Origin of the sequence: Plectonema cf. radiosum LEGE 06105 (assembly GCF_015207665.1) — a bacterium.
GTDB lineage: Bacteria > Cyanobacteriota > Cyanobacteriia > Cyanobacteriales > Nostocaceae > Rivularia > Rivularia radiosa_A.
Map to the genome: position 1 here is coordinate 1 of NZ_JADEWL010000032.1, position 19,788 is coordinate 19,788.

Below are 19,788 nucleotides of genomic sequence, written 5' to 3' on the forward strand. Positions count from 1 at the left end.
GGATGGGGGGATGGGGGGATGGGGAGAAATAAATATCAACCAACAACCATCAACTAACAACTGTCAACTGTCAACTCACTCCCTTTTCACACAAAAATACATGAACAATAGTAGCCATAAAAAATTACCATGGTGTTGTATAGTTTTAAATTTTTGATTTTACTACATGAGCTACTATATTTCTCCGCGTTTTGAAGATAAACTTGCCGTTCACATTACTAAAAATTATCTTGACCTTCCGAATGTACGAGTACCTTTGATTTTGGGTATTCACGGACGTAAGGGTGAAGGAAAATCTTTTCAATGTGAATTAGTTTTTGAAAAAATGGGTGTTGAGGTTACTCATATTTCTGGTGGTGAATTAGAAAGTCCGGATGCAGGAGATCCAGCACGTTTGATTCGGTTGCGCTATCGGGAAACTGCGGAATTAATCAAGGTGCGCGGTAAAATGTGTGTGTTGATGATTAACGATTTGGATGCGGGTGCTGGACGTTTTGATGAAGGTACTCAGTACACGGTCAATACTCAATTGGTTAATGCTACCTTGATGAATATTGCTGATAATCCTACCGATGTACAGTTACCCGGTAGTTATGATTCTACTCCTTTGCATCGCGTTCCCATTATTGTTACAGGGAACGATTTTTCTACTTTATATGCCCCATTGATTCGTGATGGAAGGATGGATAAGTTTTATTGGGAACCCAATAGAGATGACAAAATTGGGATTGTGGGGGGAATTTTTAGCGAAGATGGTTTATCACAGCGAGATGTAGAACAACTGGTAGATAATTTCCCCTTTGCTGCTGTTGATTTTTATAGTGCATTGCGATCGCGAATTTACGATCAACAAATTCAGCAGTTTATCCACAATGCTGGAATAGACAAGGTATCTTCACGGGTAGTGAACAGCAACGATGTTCCATCATTCAAAAAACCCAATTTCGGTTTATCAGATTTGATGGAAATGGCTAATTTAATGGTTAACGAACAAAAATGGGTCGATGATTCGCGGTTGGTTGAAGAATATAATCGCGGTGCATTAAGGCATCAAAAGCATTTTATCCCAACTGCTGCACAAACACCCGTCTATGAAGCCAGACCAACTGCAAATTTTGATGGGGAACCAATATCTACTTATCATGCCAGACCGACTGCTAATTTTGATGGGGAACCAATCCCAACTTATCAAGCCAGAGTAAGTTATCAAGCACAAGCAGAAGCAGTTAAAATTCCCCAACTTCCATCTTCTCATCAATCTGTAAATCAAGGTACAAACCCTATGATTAAAGATACATCAACTGCAACAACCCATGTTGGACCTGAAATACTCAGTTATATGCAGAAAATTTTGGCATCGGGTAACCATTTGAGCATAGAATATGCAGATAAAGACAGCTTTAGCAAGGGTGATTGGCAAAGATTTTCAAATCACGAAATAGATGATATGGCTGATGCGATTGGAGATTTGGAACGATGTCTAGTTAGTCATAATGAAGATTATGTAAGGGTTGCTGGAATCGACTACAAAACCAAGCTGCCAGTCATGGAAACCATAATTCAAAATCCTAATGAAAAAAATAGCGGTTCGACTTTCCGTTATCCACCTACTCAACATCAGAAACAATTAAGTAGCGATTCCACTTTCCGTTATCCATCTACAACTCAACATCAACAGCAATTAAGTAGCGATTCGAGCTTCCATTATCCACCTACAACTACTCAACACGAGAGCAAACAAAGTAGCGATTCAACTTTTCGTTATCCAGCTACAACTCAACATCAACAGCAATTAAGTAGCGATTCGAGTTTCCATTATCCACCTACAACTACTCAACACGAGAGTAAACAAAGTAGCGATTCCACTTTCCGTTATCCAGCTACAACTCAACATCAACAGCAATTAAGTAGCGATTCGAGTTTCCATTATCCACCTACAACTACTCAACACGAGAGTAAACAAAGTAGCGATTCCACTTTCCGTTATCCACCTACTACTACAGTGTCTCCCTTCCCTGCTCCCCATACAGCTTTCCAATCTGGAGAAAACCGTACCTTAAAAGATGCGAATCAATATAATCCAGGGATATCTACAGCCCATGTAGAGCTAGAAATTTTAGAACAAATGCGGGAAATTTTGGCATCAGGAAACCATATTGGTATAGAATACGTAGACCAACGTCGATTCTACACAGGTTCATGGAAGAGTTTTGCCGGACATCAAATAGAAGATATGGCAGACGCGATCGCAACATTGGAAGCTTGTTTAGTCGAACATAACAATGATTATGTGCGTATTTTCGGAATTGAACCCCAAGCCAAGCGACGGTTAAGAGAAATCATCGTTCAGCGTCCAAATGGTAAACTTGTTCACAAGTAGTCAAATAACAACAATGTAGAGACGTAGCAGTGCTACGTCTCCAAAATGTGTGTAGAATTCCTACAACAAACCACTATTGGGGATTTGATCAACTTTTGTATAAACTATTAATTAAACCAATCCAAAAACGTTGTTAAGAACAATTTGTTCGGGTGAATAGTCAAAGGTAAGTATTCCAGACAAATTATCCCAAGTTTTACGACCTACAATTCCATCAGCCGTAATCTTTTCATAATTTTGATATTTAACCACAGCAGCTTTTGTTTTTGCTCCAAAATCACCATCAATTGCACCAATATCTAACTTTATTGGCTTTTCTAATTGCGGTGAAATTTCTTCAGTTTTTTGTAATAAACTCTGTAATCTTTTAACTTCTTCACCTTTGGAACCTTGTTTTAAAATAGGTCTTTGTGATACCCAGATACCCCGTTGTATAGCTGATTCTGTTTCCATTCCGACAACACCATCAACAGCAACAGCATTGTTCTTTTGAAAAGCAATTACAGCAGCTTCAGTTTTTGCACCAAAATCACCATCAATGCTAGCAGAATAATAACCGAGAGTTTTTAAGCGTTGTTGTAATCTGGTAACAGCAGCACCTTTGGAGCCTTTTTTTAGTGTTACGAAATTAGAATTTGTCATGATATTTACCTATTTTTGATAGTTGATAGTTGATAGTTGTTGGTTGTTGGTTGATATTTATTTCTCCCCATCACCCCATCACTCAACCCTACTTTTGGGAAAAATTAATCGGGTAACTTAATCTTTCCCGGGCCAGTTTCTTCGGAAACCCTTTCAATATTAAAATTCTCAATATTGCTTTCAAAGCGATTGAAAACAACTCTAATTTCGCTATAACCAATTGCACTCGAAGCACCTCTAGGAGTTTTACATTTCACCCGCATTAAAGTTTGAAAACCACCATAAGGTTCGTTAATATAAAAGCTGCGATTACAATCAAAACCAATAAAACCTTCTAATGCTAACTGGTTGAGAGCAGCTACACCCATACGACTATCAATCAGCGATTTTATTTGATCGATTTCGTCTTTTTGACTCATTCGCAGCCATTTATCTTTTGGTTGTCTATTCTGAGAATAAGTAGATTCGGGAATCGTGTTTTTGGGGGTTGCCAAGACTTGATTATTCAACAACCATAATAATGGAGTTGCTATCACAATCGATGCAATCGCTAACTTTTTCATAGAATGATTCATAGTACTTTTTTCATAAAATAGGACTCAATATTGAAAATTGAAATTTTGCAGTACACTTAATTATTCCCTACTCCCTAAGTAGTTAGGCGTAATTAAATGTAAGATCAAACCTCAGCCCTTCCCCTCTCCTTGCCAAGGGGGGGTGAGGTTTTATATTTAATTTCACCTACTTACTTATTCCCTATTCCCTACTTTCTACTCCCTTGATTAGAGAAAAGTTTTTCCTATTAACAACCAACTATCGATTCTACCTTTAATTGATAGGTAGTATTACCGCGAGTTGCACTTACATTAATAGAATATTTACCAGCTTCCAGGAAAACCTGAGAATTGCTAGCTTCAGTTAGATAAACTTTACCATCTCCAACTCGAATTAATTCAAATACTGCATTACTTTCTACAGAAGTAATTATAATAAGAAAATTTTGTTCTGGTTCTACTTCAAGTCTGTGAATAACTGTTTCACCTCTTATGGCTGCATCTTCTACAACTTCAAATTCTTTGCCTTGAGTAAAATTCAATAATTTACCATAACGGTAACTTAAAAGTTCATCTATTAACTGCTGATTTAAACCTTGAGAAATCATAACTTGATAAGTTTTCATTCCCACAACTCCATCAATCACTAAACCTTGACGTTGCTGAAAGTTTTTGACAGTTTGTTCAGTTGCTTGTCCGAAATTGCCATCTTCTAAAATACCACTTGTACTACCAGAAACATAATTGAGGAATTTTTGTAAAATTAAAACATCTCGTCCTTCATCACCCTTTTTCAGTGGTAACTTAATCAATATTTCTGTTTCTAACTCACCAAAAAAAGCTTTGATTCTATCTTCGTCAGGTATATCATGCCGAGCTAAAGTATATAAAGAACTCCAAGTTTTTTGTCCGACAATACCATCAGCTTTAAGTGCTCTGGCTTTTTGAAAATCGATTACAGTTGTTTTGGTTTTCGCACCAAAAACACCATCTACAATCAGCGAGCCAAAATTACTATACTCCAACATACCTTGTAATAACTCAACTTCATCACCTCTAGAACCTTCTCGGAGAGTTTCTCTTTGTGATAACCATACAGCTTCATCCAACTGTAAAATAGTTTCTGCATCAACAATTCCATTATTAGGAAGATGACTGTAAAGCTGTTGAAACTTAATTACTGCTGCTTTTGTTTTACCACCAAAAATGCCATCAATTGCACCCAAATATAAATTGAGTTGTTTTAAAGCTTGTTGTAACTTTGTTACTTTTAATCCAGTTACACCTGATTCGAGAACAATAAAGCTAGTAGTCATGGTATTCTCCACTGTTGTATCTTTTTTGCTCCTATAACTACATATCTCCTTTGAAAGTTCCGGAAATATACATTGCTTTAAAATACATAGGGAACACAGAAGAATCAAATCTTACTCCCAACACCCTCTACAATTACGATTCACCCGTAGTGTGCGGTTCATTTCTATGAAAGCTCTTTCCAAGCAGCTTCTTTGTGTCTAATAGTCTATCTCATTAAATTTAAATATTTCTAGTAAATGTTTGTAGTTGGGATGCACGCCCTTGTTTTGAGCGATAAAAGCTGCTACGCAGCCGCTTCGCTAACGCAACTGGGAACACATCAAAATTAATCACATGAACCATCAGTGATTATCTAATTATGTTATTTAAAAGACGAAATCAAACTCTTTCCTTACATTCCATCTTTGATTTTCATGCCTTAACAACGTTAAATTTCTCGCAGTAAACTCAAAATGCAATTCCCGGTTTTTAAAATCCATCCAAGCTGTTTTAAAATGTTTTAACTTTAAATCTTTAAAAGCGACTGTCATGTGAGGAGTAAAACCGCGAGATTTACCAATTTTGTTAACTATCCCCAAATGCTTCTCCAAATAAGTCATTAAATCGACTTGTAAATTTATTAATTCTGGAGTTTGAACAACATCAATATATATTACGCGAGGAACAAACGCATTATAACCCTCAAGAGTAACTGATATCGAATTTCTTCCCATAACAAACTGCTGTAAACATTCTTCTAAATCAGTTAATTTATCGCCATCCCATTCAAAAGGAGGTTGTAAAGTAATGTGTGGTGGCGATTTTTGAGCGTGCTTGCTGTCGTAGTTATCCGCAAAATACTGCTTCACTTTGTTAGCGTAATCTTGAATTGATTGCGGTGGTAATAAAGCAATGAAGTAAAGGCTCATGAAATGAAGAAATAGAGGAGACTGAATTTAATATTTTCTTTATCTTGTCATTTCTGTGTCACATTTATTTGTCATACTCTACACTGAATATCGCTGATTATATGTACAATTTGCCCAAGTTGTACTGGTATTAGTTAGAGTCAAAAATGACTTGAAAATTCTTCAAAAAAAATTGCGAAGTTAAGGTCAAAGGTTAAAGGTTAAAGGTCAAAGTAATTATTTTGTAATTAAAAACTCTTTCTTTCCTCATTCCCTCTCCGCGTACTTTGCGTAAACCTCCGCGTACCTTTGCGTTTCAAAACATCGAGAGATAAAGCGCTTCAGGATATGAATGATTATTAATCCCCAATGCCCTATTCCCAATAATTAATTATGAGTTTAATCAAAACAGCCGTCCGTTGGCGACATGGAACTTTTGTATTATTTTGTATTCTGGCTTTATTCGGTGTTTTATCATTATTAAGTTTACCTTTGGAATTGCGACCGGGGGGAGATAGACCGGAAATTACAATTAGTACTACTTATTCTGGTGCTAGTCCTTCGGAAGTTGAGGAATTAATTACTCGTCCGATTGAGGAAAGATTGGAGGAAGTTCAGGGAATCCAGGAAGTTACTAGTAGCAGTGCTTCTGGTATCAGTACTATAAATTTAGAATTTAACTGGGATAGCGATATAGATCGACGGTTGGTGGATGTTTTAAATAAACTCCAGCAGGTAGAAGCATTACCACCGGAAGCAGGGGAATCTAATGTAGAAATTGTCAGCGGTAGCAGCAGTCCGATGATGTGGACAATACTGGTTGCTAAGGAAGGATTTACACCCGATGACGAACAACCCGAAATCATGCGGAGTCTTTTAGGAGCATTAATAGACCAAACACAACAGCAAATTATCGCACCGCTACGGCAAACATTACCAACAGGTTTCCGCGTAGAATTAGCTGGCTCTGCCGATGTGCTATCGGAAACATTATTACAATTGGCTTCAAGTTTCGTTTTATCTTTAATAATTACCTATTTACTCTTAGTTGCTTTATATCGTTCCTTCTCCTTCCCTCTATTAATCATGGCAACAGTACCAATGGGAATATCGGGAGCATTATTAAGCTTAATTCTGGCAAATTCAATTCCCGGTGTATTGGTTCCCCTGGATATGATTACCGGATTAGGATTTGTAATTTTAACCGGAGTAGTAGTTAATAACGCAATTTTACTTGTAGATCGGTCGCTACAACTACAAAACGAAGGTAAAAGCTACGACGATTCCCTTTATTTAGCAGTAAAAGATAGATTGCGTCCCATATTCATGTCAGCAGGAACCAGCGTCTTAGGTATGCTACCTTTAGCAGTAATTCCGGGAAAAGGAGCGGAATTATATCAAGGATTGGGGATTGTTTTGACCGGAGGTTTAGCATTTTCTACAATTCTTACACCAACTGTAGTCCCTGCATTAATGGGATTATTGCAGGATTATTCTGGTAAGAACAACGTTGAAACAAAACAATTACAACAAATCGATAAAATACCCACAGCAAGGACATGAAAATCTAAGCTATATGTAAATAAATATCATAAAGTAACTGACAAATTCTCAACTATCAAGCCGTTTTTTTATCTTCTATTTTGATCAAAATTAATAGGTAAAAAGCTTTGTAGTCAAGCACTCAGCGTTCTACACACTCGACGATGCTATCAATTCTCCGCTCTGTCTTGTAGTCCGCAATCTTTCTGAGCATTAACTGTCAATGTCTAACTTAATTACTATTGTAACTGAAGGAATCTTCAGAAATTTTACGCAGCGTTAGGGCTATAACCGCCGCAAAAGATTGATTTATCCCCAAAAATATCGAGTCGAATCCTCTACTACATACTTCTTCCTAACAGCTCTTAACCGTGAGAATACTGCTGAACAACAGACTCAAAGAACTTGCAGTAAAGATTGAGGGAGTAGTCTTTTCAATTCATATTCGGGTTGTTTAGAGTGTGTACATAAGAGAAAAACACGCCGCTGAGTTTAGAAACAAACATCGATAAGCGGTTAAGACAAAAGTATTTTAAAGGGAATTAAAAAAATGAAGTTTAAAGAGATTGGTTTGGTTTTGACTTCCTTAACAGTCACCATGATTGGAATGGGTATCAACAGTTCTTCTGCTCAAGCAGCCTCATTTTTTGGTGAAGACCTTCAGCATTTCAACGTCAAAACGGTTACAGACGCACCTGACCTTTCAACATTACAAAATAGCTACGCTGCTGAGCAGTTATTTTTGAAAGCCCTTGTTGGCAGAACGGTTGGAAGTGTTAATTTTGAGCACTCAGAAGGCTTTACCCAACTCAACCAAACAAACAAAGCATTCAATTATAACTATGACCTGAAAAAAGCTGACGGCAATATTGTCACGATGAATATTTCCGACCCTAACAAAAAAAACAATCAAGGGTTGTACACAACAATACAAAGAACCGGCGGAACTAGCGGCGGCAGTAATACAAACGTTGCTGGTGGTCGTTACGGCATCAGCGATGCTGGTTTAACCAAGCAAGAGCGTTTGGATAACCAATTCCTCAATACCAATGCAGGAAAAGATAGCAATCTGGTATTTAGCTTCTCTGAAGCAATATCTGCCTTTGGTTTTTATGGTACAGACTTTGAACGTGGTGCTTTGATGGGTGTTGAGTTTACTCGCGTCGATGGCAGCACAAAGTACGTCAATCTGAATCTGACCGATGCTCAAGCTTATAAGGATAGAGGAGAAACTATTCGAGGAACAGCTTTTTATTCCGGTTATGTAGCTGATTCTAAAGAAGATTATTTCACCAAAGTTCGGTTCGATATCAAGGATGCTCAAAAGGGAACCAATGATATAGTTGCCTTCGACCGCATGACTTTTGCCTCTGCACCAATGACGAATCGTTTCTCTCAAGCTCAGGCAGTACCCGAACCTAGCCTAGGATTTCTTGCTCTAGGTGCTGTTGTATCCGGTGCTGCTTTCAAGCGACGCAAAAAAGCTTAATTGAATTACTGCTGACAAGCAAAGTTGTTTGTCAGCAAATTCAATATTTACCGATTGTCTCCGATAAGTTACTATCAAAATGGTCTATGGTGCGTGACGCTATAAGTCCTATTACTACGTTCAAATTATCTCTAAACTACACACCCTACAGTCTCAACTACAAATAAGTTTTTATTTTTTATATTTATTTTTTATCTCAACTGGTAATCGAAGAATTGAAAAAAGGTTCGAGTCTGAAAAAATTGCTGATTTAATCAAAAATTAAGTCAAAAAAACTAAAATAAGTCCAAACAGATTATATCTAAATTTTATTTTACACTAAAATGTGACCTATATCACGTCCAACAAACAACGTAATTTCGTTATGTAAATGATTCTATTCTCAATAATCATAAAATTGTTCTTAGAATAAGCGATTTTTGTATATTTTTATCACAAAATCCTGGAAAAAGATGTATTTGAGTATAGATATTTTGATTTTTGTTAAGCCAAACAATTATTTTTTACAGTTTTATAATTGCAAAAACAGTATTTAGACGTATATAAATTTATTTTATATAAAAAATATAGATTGATAGATTGTGAAATTAATAGTAGATAAAAGTATTTAATATCACGATAAAAAACAGAAAGCCGTATTTTAACTGAGAAAAAGCGGGTGTTATATAAACGTTGCTAGTAAAAATGGCAACAAACAGCATATAAATTGGGTTTAATGCAGCAAAACCCCAGAATATAATTGATATCAGAGTCGTGAAAGTATTTAATTGCTGTAGGAAATTGAAGTCTAATTGAATCTCCCTGCTTAAAATCCAATAATTAAATTAGAGATAGGAGGAAATAGAAATAAATGCCGTGGTTTGTAAAGATAGAAGAAGGTAAAGTCGATAAATCTATTTTTGATCAATATGTCCCCGCTCATAAAGCTTATGTGAAAGAGTTGAAAAACAAAGGACATCAAGCAAAAACAGGTTATTGGGCGCAATTCGGTGGCGGAATGTTGCTGTTTGAAGCCGCTTCCATGGATGAAGCACAAACCATTGTCGATCGCGACCCTTTGGTTGAAAATGGGTGTGTGAACTATAAGTTATATGAATGGCGAATTGTGGTTGAATAGTTAAAAAATCCCAATTGCCCATTACGCATTTAAACAATTTAGTGCTATCCTATGAATGGACTCGGATCTATGCAACTGCAACGCCCAAACCTTGTCAGGACCGGAAGGTAGCAGCAATACGGGATGCTTACAGTAGGCGTAGTCTCCGGGTCTGCCCTGTTTTTAGGAGTATCCCCGCGTAATGCCTGGCTTTGGAGATATTGTAAAAAAAGCTTTTTACCTCGGTGTTGGGTTAGCTTCTTACGCTAGCGAAAGAGCAGGTGGAACTTTATCCGAATTGCGATCGCAAGTGCAAAAACTGGCAGATGAAATGGTCGCAAAGGGCGAAATGACAACTGATGAAGCCCGTCGGTTTGTAGAAGATATGATGAATCAAGCCCAATCCCAAGCGAGCGATGCAAGCGGTGAAGCCACAGTTCGGACAGAACCCCGTCGCATAGAAATTTTAAGCGATGATGAGCAACCAACTTCTAAAGATTCTCCACCTGAAGATGTTGATCAATTACGCGACCAAGTTAGACGGATGCAAGAGGAATTGCGTCGCTTACAGCGCGATCAATAGTTAACGAGTCTTTCGAGGTAATGCCTAGAAGTTGTTAACAAATATTCACATATGATTTTTATCAAATATCCTAAAGGGGTGTAATTTTAGTATTTGAAACCATTTAGCATCAAGTATTCACTGAAATGCTTGCTCTAAAGCTAAATTGTTGCGATGGTTAATTGCCACCCTCCGGAATACGCAGTCAAAGCGTTGAAATAAATGTCCTATTATTGAGAAAGTGAGGACTATTTTTTATGGATGAGTGGCAAAAAGATTTTTCGGATGCAATAAAATCAGTATCAGAAGAAGTAGAACGCTTTTTTATCGGTATGACAGAAGTAGTAGATACTTTTATCGAACTGACTGAAGAAATTAGCGAACAAGTTCAAAGTACGTTACTTTCTGAAGTTGACCAGTATTTGCAAGATTTAGCTGAACCATTTTTGGAAGTTTACTGGGATTTTGAGGATGTTTTGGGAGATGATTTAAATAGTCATTTTCCTTATCCTGTTGAACCAACAGCACAAACAAATCCTGCTTGCATCGGTTGTCGTAACTACCACGGACAAGTTTACAACGGTAATTTATTAGTTTGCGGGATACATCCTCATGGATGGGAAGATGAAAGCTGTCCTGATTGGGAACAAGAGTGAGGAGTTAAGAGTTAAGAGTTAAGAGTTAAGAGTTAAGAATTAGATATTGTCAATCAATATCCAATTACCTATTACCTATTACCTATTACCTATTAATAAATGACTAACAATAATACTGAAATTAAATATGGCGAGCGCGAGATAACGGAAGGAAACTTAATTACTTTTCCTAATCCGCGTATAGGAAGAAAATATAATATTAATATTACGTTGCCGGAATTTACCTGTAAGTGTCCGTTTTCTGGTTATCCTGACTTCGCGACAATTTATGTAACTTATGTTCCCGATGAGAAGGTTGTAGAACTCAAGGCAATCAAGCTGTACATTAATAGCTATAGGGATAGATATATTTCCCATGAAGAATCAGCCAATCAAATTTTAGACGATATCGTTGCAGCTTGCGACCCTTTAGAAATTACCGTCAAAGCTGACTTTACACCACGGGGTAACGTACATACCGTTGTTGAAGTGAAGCATCAGAAGTAAAGTTAATATTATCGCTCTGCAACGTTTCGCTCGCAATGACGTACCTTGATTTTTCTACGCTAAGCTACTTAATAACTTTGAAACGCAGAGGAATGCGGAGGTAAGCGCAAAGTTACGCTGAGGTAAAAGTATAGCTGTTAGCCGTTTTCTGTATACCTAAATCTTGATATTATAAATTCTGCCAAACGACTCAAAAAATTTCTAGGGAAAATGGCAAGATATAGTGATTATGCAATTAATATTCCCTGAGATACCAGCCTTTCCTGTATAAAAATATCGCGGTTTTGCACAGAGGTTGGACAATGTATTATATCTTCTCCCCTTGCTTTGGAATTATTAAATACAAAAGTAAAAAAACTCTGCGCTCCTCTGCGCTTAACCTTGCGCTCCTCTGCGTTCTAAAATATATAATCCCGATACCAACGGATTTGATATTACTCAAAATTTTCTAATGCAGAAAAAATTGTCCTAACTCAATTTGTAAAGTGCTATGTTTTCCCTGTGGCATAGGTTTTTGGTAGATTCTCCCATCAATATATTCACTTGCTGGTTTTGTTTCTGGTAATTCTAAAAACTCTTTTAGGGTGAGTACTGAAGGCTGAATAGATAATGTCATAAGCTATATTTCCTTAAAGATTTGGGTTCTTTTGCATTATAAAATCAGCATCAAAAATAGTTTACCAATCCCCCATGTCCAACTTACAAACTCGAAACCAAAGACTTCGTAGCTTCACCCGTCGATTGAGAATTTATCTGCTCAAATATCTCGATCATTTCTCCTTCAAAAGCAACTTGAGCGCGATTGGTTTTACCACCAATGTACAAATTACCTTCCTCCTGCAATACCCATACTTGGGAGTGAGAAAAATAACTCATGACTACTGCTATCATTAATATGGCAAAACCTGTGTAAACTACTGGTATACCTGGGTCTGCTTTGATTTGTAAACCAGTAGAACCAACTACTTGCAAAATCTTTAAGGTAACGCCGTTAACCTCTGCGGACATTCCTTCGCGGACAGTATTTACTAATTTACCTTGAGCATCGTAAATGATTACGGTTCCTTGTAAATCTTTAGCTAGTAAAGAAACTCCTTCACTTAAATCTGGTTTGGTGGGAATCCAAGTTCCCCACAGTCGTCCTTTTCCTTTCGTGTCAAGTTGAGCCATGGGTAGTTTAAAAATCGGGCTTTTGTTGACTCGAACTTTTACTGCTGCAATTCCCCAATCTGTTTGATAAAGGGTAACTCCTTTGTGTCGTAAGGGATGGTTGACGTAAATCGTGTCTTTGTCTATTTCTTTGCCTTCTTGATCTAATACCGACATATCCGAGTAAAATTGGTCGATATCCCCACTTGATGTGTAGTCAATCCAGAAACGATTTACTTTTACAGCCCAATCTTTAGTCACTTGCGGCGTTGCCCAAGGTCCAGCATCTATGATATTTTTAATTTGGAATGTTTCGCCGCTGGGAACCATTTCTTGAGCCGTAAATCCCGTCATTGCACCCAAAATTGAGCCAAGTAAAATAACTACGATACCGATGTGAACTATTATCGGACCAATTCTACCAATAATTCCTTTACGAGCGTAGAGTTTGTTGGTATCTTCTTGAAAAACTTTGTAACGACGCTGTTGGAGAATTTGGGTAAGATTTTCAATAGAGGTTAAATTGTCTGCTTGAACATCAAATTCTGCACTTAAGGCTAACTTTTGAAATCGCTGGGGTTTATCGTAGAATTTCCAACGACGTGCAGCTTTGAGCGCTGGAAGTTGTCGGGTGAAGGTACAAGCGATTAAACTAGTTCCGAAAAATATTAGTAAAGCTAGAAACCACCAAGTACGATAAACATGGTCTAAACCCAAAATTATTATAACTTTCCAGGTAAGAAAGCCGAATAAAGCCGGACTTTCGGGATAATTTTCTTGATAGAAAGCAATAGATTGCCCTTGTTCAATCACCGTACCAGCGATACTAAATAAGGCGATCGCCAACAGCAGAATAATCGCTAACCTTAAATCTGTGAGTACGGGTAGAAATTCTTTACGGATAAAACCCGTAAATGCTGTTAATGGTGTTTTTAATGATTTTTCTAAAGCCATTAGATTTTAGATTTTAGATTTTAGATTTTAGATTTTGGATTAACCCCATATCTCAAGGTAAGGGTTTGAAATAATCATACAACTTTGTATTTTTGTATCTACGATAAATTCTGGGATTTATATCCAGCTTATTTTGAGTAATTTTTTAGAAGTTTCCCAAGGGAATCCGAGAAATCAATGAAAATACCCCAAATCCGACTAATAAAGCACCACTTACCGGGTTAACCCAGCCAGAAAACCGCCGTATTTCGATTATCTTTTTAATTGAAGCAGTAAAAGTACCGGCTAAAATTAACGGTGTAACGTAACCAGCGGTGTAGGAAAGCAGCAAAGCAGCACCTAAGATTAAATCTTTGGTATTGGCTACCCATCCCAGTAAACTTGCTAAAACAGGAGTACTGCAAGGAGAAGCTACCAAACCGAAACTTAAACCTATACAATATGCTCTCACACCTTGGGGTAGCTCTTGAGAAATCCATTCTGTACCACCCCAAGAAGGAAGTTGTAATGGTAAAGCTTCAAGTAGATTTAATCCCATCAAAATTGCGATGATGCTGACAATAATCGGTAAACCTATACCAATTTGACCGTAGACTTTTCCTACCGTTGCTGCTATAATACCAAATCCTGCCAAAGTAGTCGCTAATCCGAAAGCAAACCAAGTAGATTGTGCAGCAGCTTGGATACGACTTTTGGTTTCATAACCGCCAATATAACCAATAGTAATGGGTAGCATGGAAAGCATACAAGGAGTAAGACTAGTTAGCAATCCAGCCAGAAAAATAATGCCGATGCTTAGTAAACTGAGGTGAGTTAATTGGTTAGAAACAAGCGTGTTAGCGAATTGCTCTAATTGATAAAGTTGAGTTTGCAGGGTTTCGAGCATGATTCAGATAAAAAGTAAGACGGGGAATGCTTGCACTGCTTCAATTTTAACGCAACAACAGGTATCAGTTATCAGTTAACAGTTATCAGTTATCAGTTAACAGTTATCAACTATCCACCATCAACCATCAACTAACCACTATCAACTAACAACTAACAACCATCCACTGTCCACCATCAACTGATTTTCGATAAGGTTATAACAACAACTCCAATAATCATAATTATTGAACCAGCGATTCTTTCTTTAATACCAAGTTCTTTAAAAATTAACCAACCCCATAATACATTAAATAAAGCGCTGGTACGTTTGACTGCAATTACATAAGATACAAGAGTGAGTTTTAATGCAGTCATTTGACATAATATCGCAAAGGTATTGATTAAACCAATTAAAATTAAGTTTCGACCATTAGATGTAATATTTTGAATATTCGGTTTAGATTTGAGAAATAGTATTGGTAAGCTAAATACAGCTACACTCAAATGTCCGGCAATTGTCCAGATAATCGGAGAGGAATTTTGTACACCGATTTTATCAACATTGGCGGTAATACTCCAGACTAATACCACCAAAAACATTAATCTTGAAGCAGTTTCTTTGAATAATGATTTAAAAGGAACTAGATATCCTCTACTTTTATCTTGAAATTTTAATACATAAGCTCCAATTACAATAATAAATATTCCCAAAATGCCGATGGGGTTGGGAAATTCACCGACAATAAACGGAGATGTAATTAAAAGTAAGAGTGGACTAAATGTAGTGATTGGAGCAACTAGTGATAAATCAGAAGCTCTGATGGCTTTGAAAAAAAGTAAGAAGGCGATGGTGTTGAAAAAACCGATAACAATTACAGCATACCAAAAATTATTTCCTAAACTTGGAATATCGTTAAATAATAATAGCGGTAGGGAAAACAATGCTGTTAATAAGTTTAAAGAAAAAGTAATCAGGTATTCGTCTATCCTGGAAATTGTCTTTTTATTGAAAATATCTCTGACTGATTCTAGAAAAGCTGTAGAAATTGCGAATAAAAACCAAGACATATCAGGGAACAGTTGACAGTTGACAGTGGACAGTTATCGATAAAGATAAATAAAATGTTTGTGCTAGCTACTTTTTACTCTAAAATTTGTTTTTATGTAAAAACCGGGATTCGCGTCGAGTTTTTGTCGGCTGTCTTCGTAATGGAACTACTTCAGCTTCATTACTTTCTCTAGCAACTCGAATTAATAAAGCTGTAGCAACTAATGTAGCTATTATCGAACTTCCACCGTAACTAAAAAATGGTAAAGGTAAACCAGTGGTGGGTAATACTCCAGTGGCAACACCGATATTTATGAATGATTGTCCTGTAAGTAAAGTTGTAATACCAATTGCCGATAATCTGTGTATGCTATTTTTCGCTTTGAGAGCTACCATTAATCCTAAAGTTGCAAATACAGCTAACATTACCAACAGTGCCACACTACCAACAAAGCCAAATTCTTCAGCAAATACAGCAAAAATAAAGTCGCTATCTTGAATTGGTAACCAACCAAGCTTTTGTTGAGAAAATGTAAATCCTGAACCCCAAGTATTACCAGAACCTACTGCTAATAAACTTTGAATTAATTGATAACCTGTAGTTTGAGCTTTATCCTTAGCCCATGGATTCAAAAAAGAGGTAATACGCAAGAGTTGATATTTATTAATCGTAACACTCAACAGCGCTAATACTACCCCAGCAGCAGCAGTTCCTCCCAAATATGTGTAAGGTAAACCACTAGCAAGCGCAATTAACCAAATAGTCATACCACAAAGGGCGGTGGTACTCAAGTTGGGTTGTGCCAGAATTCCTAATAATACGAAACCAAAAACCACTAACCAAGCAATACGAATTCCCCAACTGAGTTTTTCCCAATGTCCAAAAACTCGCGCACTTTGCAATACTAAAAAGGGTTTAATCAGTTCTGAAGGTTGAATGGGGAATCCTCCAATCGATAACCAACGACTTGTACCGTAAACTCCCCTAGTTCCCAAACCTGGAACTAAAGTTATGAAAATGAACCCCAAAAACAATATTAGCAACCAATGGGATACCCCGATTATTTTACGGAATGGTAAATTAACAATGATGTTAAAGAGTATTAAGCCTAAGAATACAGTTATCAGTTGACGTTTGAAAAAGTAAAGCCCATCACCGTACTTCATGTCAGCGGCTGAGTAAGAAGCCGAAAACAACACCGCTAAACCTACAAATAACCAGATTAACGTTAACCAGCGTAACAGACGTGCTTCCAATGCCCAACTGGATACAGTTTCATCGAATAATGGAATTAGATTTTTTAATTTAAATTTCACAGCGATTCGTTAAGTTAATGGTTTTTGTTTTGGAACTTTTTAGTTTATACCCCAACCTTGATAGATTTTAATGGGTAATGAGTAGTTTCGCATAGATGTATCGGCTTCATTTATCTTAAGATTTTGATATCAAATAGACTTGCATGGATAGAAAGGACGCTCAGTAGTTGCTCAAACTGATAATAATTAATAATAGTTAAAAATTCTTGAGTTCCCAATTACCACTCACCGTAAATGGGAGTATCCCAATTACCAATTACCAATTACCAATTACCAATTCCCTATCTTTTGACAGAAGCCAAATCTATCTTGTTAGAGAGGTGAGGATAAATTGAATTGTTCACCATATATGTAAGAGTTCAAAAAAACGATTTTTGTTTTTAGGTAGAGATTATGTTAGGAATATTTTTAACCACCTTAGCAACAGCATTAAGTTTGCTAATTGTAGATATAGTAGTACCAGGTGTGAACATTGCTAATTTTCCATCAGCTTTAATTGCTGGGTTGGTAATTGGTTTAATAAATGGTTCAATAAAACCTGTGATATCTACACTTTCGTTACCAGTAAATTTGGTGACATTGGGAGCTTTTTCCCTTGTAGTTAACGGACTTTGTTTCTGGTTAGCGGCTGTTTTAACTCCTGGATTTGCAGTCAAAGGAATTATTGCTTTCTTCATCGGGCCAGTAATTCTGTCTTTTGCTAATACCTTCATCAGTAACTACTTCGTGGAAAGGAATCTTCTCAAAGGTACTGAAACAAACAGTAAAGCAGAATTACCTTCTAATTAGTAGTTAATCAATCTTTAAATCAAAATCTATCTTTAGATAGAGTCGTAAATTTTGGTTTATCTCGAATCAAATCAATCAATTGTAATTCAAAGAATAACGAAAAATATGAAACTTTTACTTGGTATACTTTTACCTCCCGTTGGTATTTTCTTAACTTATGGAGTTGGTCCCACTTTATTTATTAATATAGGATTGACTTTATTAGGTTGGATTCCCGGAAGCATTCATGCTGTATGGGCAATTTCCAAACGTAACGAAATGAATCGAGAAGGAACTTTATAGTTTGCTGTCTTAAGTGAGTGAACATTTTGTGTTGAAGAAAGGGGGGTGGATGATGTCCACCCTTTGTCCAATTTTTATAGAAGTCGAGTTTTTTTAGAAACCCGACTTGTTAATTATTGCTAGAGCATATTTCATCTTTATGAGGCACATTTGGATGGGGGAGAATGCCTATCTCATAAGAGCTTCATCATATAATGCTGTATATTTGTGGAGAATTGCAAAATATAAAAAACATAAAAAACATAAAAAAACGTAAATTAAAAAGACGTAGCAATGCTACGCCTCTACATTAATATTCATCCTAAAAGAGTAATTAATTTTTTAGCTATTTTTCTTTTAACCATTCAGCAGTTGTTAAAAGTAACTCTCTTAATTTTTGTTTTAGCTGACGTTCTTTCTTAGCAAAGGATGTACCGGCTTCACCAAGTTTAGTTTCCATATCAGAATGCTTTTCTTTGACTTGAGAAACCATCTCTGTTGCTTGGGGACGAGCTTTTTCGTACCAGGTTTTAGCATCATTCAAATAAGTTTGTACATCAACGGAATCTCCACCATATCGTGCAGCTAAATTAGCTTTGACAACAGCGATTTGCGCTTGTAATTGAGCATAACGTTTCTTTAATAAAGAGACTTCTTCGCTATTTTTTATATTCTCAACCGCAGATTGAATTGCACTTTGAGCTTCTGTTGATTTTTCTTGAGTTGTGTCTTGAATTTCTGTCAAAATCCCTTCAACTTCTTGCTGAATTTTATCTTCTTCATCATCCAATTGAGCTTGTAATTGCTTAACTTCTGTCTGAGTTTTATTTAAAGCTTCCCGTCGCTTACTATTAATAGCTTCCACAGCACCTTCAATAGATGCTGTCACTTCTTCTTTAATTTCACTACCTTTACCTTGTACATTTTCAACTACAGCAGAAACAGCATCTTTGACAAGTACCCGAAGTTCAACAGAACCTTCTTTAAATTCCGAAACAACTCCACCAACGGCAAGTCGAACAATTTCTCTAATTCGATCAATTCTTTGTTGTCCAGTTTCTTTGACTTGCTGTAAATCTGTTTTAATTTGCTCTTTGATATTGTTAGCCATATTCTATACCTATGCAAAATAATTTAGAAGTTTTTGTTGACATCATGTCTCTTCTATATAGTGACTTACTATTTTATCTAGTGGTACATCCTTTAGATAGAAAATGGTTGTCAAAATTAAATATTTATTTCATAAAAGATATCTTTAGTAGTTGTAAAGTGGTAATTGATGAATCACACCCTTTGAGTGATAAAGTTAAATATGACTTAAGCTTAAAGTTAATTTTGAGAAAAATGATAACTGCGATCAAGTTTTTATTGTTAACGTATTTATTATTGATAATCGCTTTGCAACAACCAGCTTTCGCGGATACAACTGATGGAGCAAAAATATTTGCAGCAAATTGCGCTGGTTGTCATATTAATGGTGGTAATATTATCCGACGCGGCAAAAATTTGCAAATGAAGGCTTTAAAAAAATATAATATGGATTCTATAGAGGCTATTTCTGATATTGTGACCTACGGTAAAAACAATATGTCAGCCTACAAAGACCGTTTGAGCGAATCAGAAATCCAAACTGTAGCCACCTATGTTTTAAACCAAGCTGAAAATAATTGGCGAAAGTAAGAAGGAATTAGTGGACAGTTGACAGTGGACAGTTAACCTTCGACCTTTGACCTTTGACCTTCGACCTTTGACCTTTGACCTTCGACCTTTGACCTTTGACCTTTAACCTATT

19 protein-coding genes, 1 other RNA gene and 1 pseudogene are annotated in these 19,788 nt (G+C 36.5%); 11 read left to right on the forward strand and 10 right to left on the reverse strand.

The genetic code is table 11. The annotated features are described in order from the left end of the window. Positions 1 to 166 precede the first annotated feature (166 nt). Complete coding sequence (locus IQ247_RS33590) at positions 167 to 2,380, forward strand: RuBisCO small subunit-like domain-containing protein (protein ID WP_375341225.1); 2,214 nt, start codon at positions 167 to 169, stop codon at positions 2,378 to 2,380. 111 nt (positions 2,381 to 2,491) lie between these two features. On the opposite strand, the gene IQ247_RS12100 is transcribed toward IQ247_RS33590, so the two are convergent. From IQ247_RS12100 to IQ247_RS12115, 4 genes are all read right to left on the reverse strand, one after another. Beyond that, the gene (locus IQ247_RS12100; RefSeq protein ID WP_193920256.1) at positions 2,492 to 3,022 is read right to left on the reverse strand and encodes a peptidoglycan-binding domain-containing protein; all 531 of its coding nucleotides are present in this window, start codon (positions 3,020 to 3,022) and stop codon (positions 2,492 to 2,494) included. A gap of 104 nt (positions 3,023 to 3,126) precedes the next feature. After that, complete coding sequence (locus IQ247_RS12105; protein WP_228059685.1) at positions 3,127 to 3,585, reverse strand: hypothetical protein; 459 nt, start codon at positions 3,583 to 3,585, stop codon at positions 3,127 to 3,129. 239 nt (positions 3,586 to 3,824) lie between these two features. Then, positions 3,825 to 4,892, reverse strand: coding sequence for a peptidoglycan-binding domain-containing protein (locus tag IQ247_RS12110; protein WP_193920260.1), 1,068 nt, complete (start codon positions 4,890 to 4,892; stop codon positions 3,825 to 3,827). Between the two features lie 366 nt (positions 4,893 to 5,258). Then, positions 5,259 to 5,801 carry a 2'-5' RNA ligase family protein gene (locus IQ247_RS12115; RefSeq protein WP_193920262.1) on the reverse strand — a complete coding sequence of 181 codons (543 nt, stop codon included), beginning with the start codon at positions 5,799 to 5,801 and terminating at the stop codon, positions 5,259 to 5,261. A 372-nt stretch (positions 5,802 to 6,173) separates the two neighbouring features. Between IQ247_RS12115 and IQ247_RS12120 the strand changes: the two genes are divergently transcribed. The 7 genes from IQ247_RS12120 (at position 6,174) to queF (ending at position 11,611) form a co-directional block, all read left to right on the forward strand. Continuing rightward, positions 6,174 to 7,343 (forward strand): efflux RND transporter permease subunit, encoded by a 1,170-nt coding sequence (locus tag IQ247_RS12120; protein ID WP_193920264.1) that lies wholly within the window; start codon positions 6,174 to 6,176, stop codon positions 7,341 to 7,343. Between the two features lie 550 nt (positions 7,344 to 7,893). Continuing rightward, positions 7,894 to 8,811 carry a hypothetical protein gene (locus tag IQ247_RS12125; protein WP_228059686.1) on the forward strand — a complete coding sequence of 306 codons (918 nt, stop codon included), beginning with the start codon at positions 7,894 to 7,896 and terminating at the stop codon, positions 8,809 to 8,811. A gap of 850 nt (positions 8,812 to 9,661) precedes the next feature. Beyond that, a complete protein-coding gene (locus tag IQ247_RS12130; protein WP_193920268.1) occupies positions 9,662 to 9,928 on the forward strand; it encodes a YciI family protein in 267 nt (88 codons plus the stop codon). 58 nt (positions 9,929 to 9,986) lie between these two features. After that, positions 9,987 to 10,083: signal recognition particle sRNA small type (gene ffs / locus IQ247_RS12135), an RNA gene on the forward strand. A gap of 26 nt (positions 10,084 to 10,109) precedes the next feature. Then, positions 10,110 to 10,490, forward strand: coding sequence for a phasin family protein (locus IQ247_RS12140; RefSeq protein ID WP_193920270.1), 381 nt, complete (start codon positions 10,110 to 10,112; stop codon positions 10,488 to 10,490). A 236-nt stretch (positions 10,491 to 10,726) separates the two neighbouring features. After that, a complete protein-coding gene (locus IQ247_RS12145) occupies positions 10,727 to 11,125 on the forward strand; it encodes a hypothetical protein (protein ID WP_193920272.1) in 399 nt (132 codons plus the stop codon). 99 nt (positions 11,126 to 11,224) lie between these two features. After that, positions 11,225 to 11,611 carry a preQ(1) synthase gene (gene queF, locus IQ247_RS12150; protein WP_193920273.1) on the forward strand — a complete coding sequence of 129 codons (387 nt, stop codon included), beginning with the start codon at positions 11,225 to 11,227 and terminating at the stop codon, positions 11,609 to 11,611. A 469-nt stretch (positions 11,612 to 12,080) separates the two neighbouring features. Here queF and IQ247_RS12155 read toward each other — a convergent pair. The 5 genes and pseudogenes from IQ247_RS12155 to IQ247_RS12175 form a co-directional block, all read right to left on the reverse strand. Next, a pseudogene (locus tag IQ247_RS12155) lies at positions 12,081 to 12,227 on the reverse strand (Uma2 family endonuclease); the annotation flags it as partial. A gap of 83 nt (positions 12,228 to 12,310) precedes the next feature. Further along, positions 12,311 to 13,714, reverse strand: coding sequence for a cytochrome c biogenesis protein (locus tag IQ247_RS12160; protein WP_193920275.1), 1,404 nt, complete (start codon positions 13,712 to 13,714; stop codon positions 12,311 to 12,313). A 145-nt stretch (positions 13,715 to 13,859) separates the two neighbouring features. After that, on the reverse strand, positions 13,860 to 14,600 hold the full coding sequence (locus IQ247_RS12165; RefSeq protein WP_193920277.1) for a cytochrome c biogenesis protein CcdA: 741 nt from the start codon (positions 14,598 to 14,600) through the stop codon (positions 13,860 to 13,862). A 176-nt stretch (positions 14,601 to 14,776) separates the two neighbouring features. Further along, the gene (locus IQ247_RS12170) at positions 14,777 to 15,649 is read right to left on the reverse strand and encodes an EamA family transporter (RefSeq protein WP_193920279.1); all 873 of its coding nucleotides are present in this window, start codon (positions 15,647 to 15,649) and stop codon (positions 14,777 to 14,779) included. 79 nt (positions 15,650 to 15,728) lie between these two features. Next, positions 15,729 to 16,946 carry an FtsW/RodA/SpoVE family cell cycle protein gene (locus tag IQ247_RS12175; RefSeq protein ID WP_193920281.1) on the reverse strand — a complete coding sequence of 406 codons (1,218 nt, stop codon included), beginning with the start codon at positions 16,944 to 16,946 and terminating at the stop codon, positions 15,729 to 15,731. 393 nt (positions 16,947 to 17,339) lie between these two features. On the opposite strand from IQ247_RS12175, the gene IQ247_RS12180 reads away from it, so the two are divergent. Then, the gene (locus IQ247_RS12180) at positions 17,340 to 17,735 is read left to right on the forward strand and encodes a phage holin family protein (protein ID WP_193920283.1); all 396 of its coding nucleotides are present in this window, start codon (positions 17,340 to 17,342) and stop codon (positions 17,733 to 17,735) included. A gap of 105 nt (positions 17,736 to 17,840) precedes the next feature. Further along, entirely contained in the window at positions 17,841 to 18,017 is a 177-nt protein-coding gene (locus IQ247_RS12185; protein ID WP_193920285.1) for a YqaE/Pmp3 family membrane protein, read from the forward strand. A gap of 325 nt (positions 18,018 to 18,342) precedes the next feature. On the opposite strand, the gene IQ247_RS12190 is transcribed toward IQ247_RS12185, so the two are convergent. Next, positions 18,343 to 19,107, reverse strand: a complete 765-nt coding sequence (locus IQ247_RS12190; RefSeq protein ID WP_193920287.1) for a histidine kinase — start codon at positions 19,105 to 19,107, stop codon at positions 18,343 to 18,345. Positions 19,108 to 19,118: 11 nt separating this feature from the next. Between IQ247_RS12190 and petJ the strand changes: the two genes are divergently transcribed. Next, entirely contained in the window at positions 19,119 to 19,676 is a 558-nt protein-coding gene (petJ, locus tag IQ247_RS33595; protein ID WP_375341226.1) for a cytochrome c6 PetJ, read from the forward strand. The last annotated feature ends 112 nt before the right edge of the window (positions 19,677 to 19,788 follow it).